A 4,185-nucleotide genomic window follows, 5' to 3' on the forward strand; every position below is an offset into this window, starting at 1 on the left:
GGGTTTCGGTGCCGCGTGGCAGCGGGCCGCCGGCGGACGATGAGGATTGAGCGGCTGCTGCGGCGGTGAGAGCCGGCGGCTGCTGGACGCAGGGAAAGTGAATCTGGAAAAGGGTGCCTTTGCCAAGCTCACTGTGAACCGTGATGAAGCCGCCGGACTGCTGGACGATGGTCTGACACGTGGCGAGCCCGAGGCCGGTGCCTTTGCCTGCGGGCTTGGTGGTGAAAAAGGCCTCGAAGATGCGTTCCTTGACTTCAGGGGGCATGCCGCTGCCGGTATCACTGACACTGAGCCTCATGTAGTCTCCGGGTGTGGCGCCGGGATTTTCGCGGGTGAAGTTTTCATCCAGCGTGACCCTGCTGGTGGCGATGGTGAGCCTGCCGCCGTCCGGCATGGCGTCGCGGGCATTGACGGCGAGGTTCTTGAGCACCTGCCCGATGTAGCCGGGGTCTGCCCTGATGTGCCCGGGCTGGGTGCCGGGAACGAGGGTCAGGATGATGTTTTCATCGATAAGGCGCTGCAGCATCTGCTCCAGATCGCGCAGGATGACATTGAGATCGGTGATGACGGGCTGCACGGTTTGTTTGCGGCCAAAGACGAGGAGCTGGAGAGTGAGCCCGGCAGCCCGCTCTGAGGCGCGCCTAATTTCTGTGACCGGAGTGCGCAGGGGATCGGTGGCGGCGAGCTTCATGAGCATGATGTCGCTGTAGCCCATGATGACGCCGAGGATGTTGTTGAAGTCATGAGCGACACCGGCGGCGAGCTGGCCGATGACCTCCATTTTTTGAGCCTCGATGAACTGGGCCTCCAGCCGCCGGCGTTCGGCACGCTCCGCGACTTCCTGCATGGCACGGCGCACGGCGGGAACGAGCCGCGAGAGCCGCATTTTCAGGACATAATCAGTGGCGCCGCTCCGGAGTGAATCGATGGCGAAGTCCTCCCCCATCGTCCCAGACACGAGAATGACGGGCAGATCGGGACATCTGGCGCGCACGAGGGCGGTGGCGGAGAGGCCGTCAAAGTCAGGCAGGGTGTAGTCTGAGAGGATCAGATCAAAGCCGCCGCCGTCCAGAGCCGCCGCGAATTCAGCGCGGTTGTGCACGCAGGTGACGGAGCAGGAGATGCCGCCGCTTTTGAGATGGTAGAGAATGAGCGCGGCATCGTCCGGATTGTCTTCCAGGTGCAGGATGCGTAGAGGGGGGCTCATTTGGACCTCTTTTCGTGACAAGTGAGCGCGCTGCCGGGCTGAGCATGAAGGTGGCAGCCCCCGGCGAGCGGGATGTTTACAAGGTGGTGTCGTTCAATGTACATGAGGGGGGCCTTCGGAGGGAGGCAAAAAAGTCCGGCACTGGCAGACCGGGCACCAGGTCCTGCGCCGTCTCAAGGTGCGGCCAGCAAGTCCGTGCTGTGGAGCGCCGCGTCTGCGTGCTGTGCCCTGCCTGAGCGTCATCTGTTTTGCGCCTGGGCGATGTTACTGGTTACAATGGGTTGGAAATCCTCAAGGGTGGGGGTTGGGTGGGTACATTAGGAAGGTTGCCTGAGTGTTTGATAAGTTCGGGGCAATCAGAATGCGAAGCACATAAATGAGGCTTTAAATGCTCCTGCTTTGAAAGCAGCTGTGGAACTAAGATGCACATTTAATAAGGATATGCACATTAGTTTGGCGGCGGTTCATTGAGCTTTCCCCAGAAGGCGCCGATCTGGCGGACGGAGGTCATGAAGCCCTGGTAATCCACGGCTTTGACGACGTAGCCGTTCACGCCGAGGCGGTAGCATTCGGTGAGGTCGGTGGTTTCGCGGGAGGAGGAGAGGACGACGACGGGGATGGCTTTCAGCAGCGCGTCGGATTTGATGGTCTTGAGGACTTCGAGTCCGTCGACCTTGGGCATCTTGAGATCCAGCAGCACGAGGACGGGATTGCCGCGGGGGCGGTGCGCAAACGCGCTGCGGTAGTACAAATAATCCAAAGCTTCGGCACCATCTTGCACCACGAAAACGCGGTCGGCGAGATGGTGCTGCTCCAGAGCGGCGAGCATGAGCTGCACATCCTGGGGATCGTCCTCCACCAGGAGAATGCTCTTGAGTGTTCCAGGTGCGGTCATTCTTTTGAGCGAGTTTGGGTGGGAAGGGAGAAATAAAAGGTGGCGCCACCATCCACCGCGCCATCCGCCCAGACGCGGCCGCCATGGCGGAGGATGATGCGCTGGACGTTGGCCAGGCCGATGCCGGTGCCCTCAAATTTGTCCTGGCTGTGGAGGCGCTGAAACACGCCGAAAAGCTTGGCGGCGTAACGCGGATCAAAGCCTGCGCCGTTGTCGCGGATGAAGATCACGGTTTCATCTTTGCCGCCGCTGGAACCGCCGATCTCGATGCGGGTCTCAGCGCATTCGCTGGTGAACTTCACGGCATTGGAAATGAGATTGACCATGACCTGACGCAGGAGGGCGGGGTTTCCCCAGACGACGGGCAGAGGATGGATGAGCCAGTCGATTTTACGCCTGAGGGTTTCTTTGTGAAAATCGCCCAAGGTCTCGCGCACGAGGTCATCGAGGCTGCATTCCTGTTTTTGCATGCCCGCCTGTCCGATGCGTGAGAAGGCGAGGAGGTCATCGATCAAAGCGCCCATGCGCTTGGCTGCCTGCGTGACAGTACTGAGGTGGCGGAGACTGCTCTCGGAAAGGGTGGGGCCGGCGTCCTGCTGCAGCAGGTCCACAAAGCCCATGATGTGCCGCAGCGGCGCGCGGAGGTCATGGGAGACGGAGTAGCTGAAGGCTTCGAGTTCGCGGTTCACGATCTGGAGCTGGGCGGTGCGCTGGGTGACACGCATCTCCAGCTCTGCATTGAGACGGAGGATTTCGTCTTCCGCTTTTTTGCGCTCGGTGATGTCGCGGATGTTGCACTGGATGACTTTGTGGTCTCCAGCCTGATAGACATTGCTGACGAATTCGACGGCGATGTGGCGGCCATCCCGCGTTTCGAGCGGCAGGTTGTCATAGCGCGCGTAACCGTACTCCTGCAGCCGCTCGAGCATGGCCTGATTGGACTCGATGTCCTTGAAGGGGCTGAGTTCGCCGACGGTTTTTCCGCCCATCTCAGCGTGTGTGAAGCCGAGAAGCTCGGTCAGAAAGGGGTTCACATCGGTGATGCGTCCTGTATCCACCTCCAGGATCAGGATGCCATCGCGCGCGGCTTCAAACAAGCGGCGGTAGCTGATCTCCGAGGCACGCAATGCGGATTCATGCTCGGAAGGCCGTGAGGAAGCTGCGGTCGGTGAAATCATGGTGGGAGCAAGGTGTCTGCTCCGGGGGGAGGAACCATGGGGTGTAGTGCCCATTTGCATGGGGAAGGAAGGGAAGATGGCTTTAAGCCCGACCAGGATCCGTTTTCGTGAGGTAGCGCACGGTTTCAGGCGCTACCCTGCCTTGGTGCCTGCGAAAGCGGCGTCGCGCCCAGGCTTGCCGCACGCAGTCCAAGACGCTTCGCGTTCGCGGGGGCGTTGATGCTGGGGGCTGCGTGACGGCGCAGGGCTTCAGGCTTTGCCGGGTGCGATCAACTCGATGAGCATGGGGGCGATCTCCGTCAGGGGGAGGATGAAGTCGACATCGCCGGTGGCGATGGAGCTCTGAGGCATGCTGAAATCCTGCGAGGTGGGGCGGTCCTGGGCGATGACTTTGCCGCCACGGTCCTTGATGATCTGCACGCCGAATGAGCCGTCGCCATCGCCACCGGTGAGGACCACGGCGATGGCATGGGATTGATAAACTTCGGCGACGGAGGCGAAGAGGGGCTCGGCGGAGGGGCGGGCAAAATGGATTTTTTCCGCCTCGTCTGAGGACAGTGCAATGCGGCCGCCTTTGACGACGGACATGTGATGATTGGGCGGTGCGACAAAGACGCTGGAATGACAGAGGATGTTGCCGGTCTGGGCCTGCCGTACTTCCAACTTGGAGCGGCTGCCCAAGATCTCGGCCAGCAGGCTTTTGTGCACGGGAGAAAGGTGCATGACGATGGCGATGGCGGCGGGGAAGTCTGCCGGGAGTCCGCCGAGAATGACTGAGAGGGCATGCAGGCCACCGGCGGAGGCGGCCATGGCTATGACGCTCTGGGCTGGGATGCAGGGAGGCGCGGTCATGAGTCTCGGGGGAGGGGATTCATCTGCCGCTGCAGAGGGACTCGGCCTTGAGT

The 4,185-nt window shown here is 61.2% G+C and carries 4 protein-coding genes; all 4 read right to left on the reverse strand.

Annotation, left to right across the window (positions count from 1 at the left end):
- Positions 1 to 1,207, reverse strand: a 1,207-nt coding sequence (locus WAW39_RS27840) for a sensor histidine kinase (protein ID WP_422322603.1), incomplete at its 3' end; no start/stop codon positions are given.
- Between the two features lie 448 nt (positions 1,208 to 1,655).
- Positions 1,656 to 2,102, reverse strand: coding sequence for a response regulator (locus tag WAW39_RS27845; protein WP_422322605.1), 447 nt, complete (start codon positions 2,100 to 2,102; stop codon positions 1,656 to 1,658).
- Positions 2,099 to 3,280: a sensor histidine kinase gene (locus tag WAW39_RS27850; RefSeq protein WP_422322607.1), complete on the reverse strand. Its 1,182-nt coding sequence runs from the start codon at positions 3,278 to 3,280 to the stop codon at positions 2,099 to 2,101. The genes WAW39_RS27845 and WAW39_RS27850 overlap by 4 nt, the downstream gene beginning before the upstream one ends.
- 249 nt (positions 3,281 to 3,529) lie before the next feature.
- Positions 3,530 to 4,132, reverse strand: coding sequence for a chemotaxis protein CheB (locus WAW39_RS27855; protein WP_422322609.1), 603 nt, complete (start codon positions 4,130 to 4,132; stop codon positions 3,530 to 3,532).
- Positions 4,133 to 4,185: the final 53 nt, after the last annotated feature.

The organism is Prosthecobacter sp., assembly GCF_049294395.1.
Lineage (GTDB): Bacteria > Verrucomicrobiota > Verrucomicrobiia > Verrucomicrobiales > Verrucomicrobiaceae > Prosthecobacter.